The following is a 267-nucleotide window of genomic DNA, read 5'->3' as shown; positions in this document are numbered from 1 at the left end:
CCTTTTACTTTCCGACCGTGCAAGCATCCCTGCCTGCCATACTGGACAAAGACGAATTGCTCAAGGCAAACAGCTTCTATCTGAATATTTCTACCCTATCCCGTATCGGTGGAACCGCATTAGGTGGTGCTCGTCGTCTCGATGAATTTGCAAATGCTCTACGTATGCTCACTCATCGCCTACGCCGTTTTGGCAGTAGTAACCGTTTTTCTGCGAATTCCACAGGTAACATCCCGTAGACTCAAGGAAAAAGTCGAGTTTCGCGAG

At 48.3% G+C, this 267-nt stretch carries 1 pseudogene; it reads left to right on the top strand.

The features are described 5' to 3' along the window. Nucleotides 1–239, top strand: a pseudogene (locus SB773_RS32250) (hypothetical protein); the annotation flags it as partial. Between the last annotated feature and the right edge of the window lie 28 nt (nucleotides 240–267).

This window comes from Bacillus sp. SIMBA_074, assembly GCF_046534555.1.
Taxonomy (GTDB): Bacteria; Bacillota; Bacilli; order Bacillales; family Bacillaceae_G; genus Bacillus_A; species Bacillus_A mycoides.
This window is presented reverse-complemented; position numbering and strand designations above follow the sequence as displayed.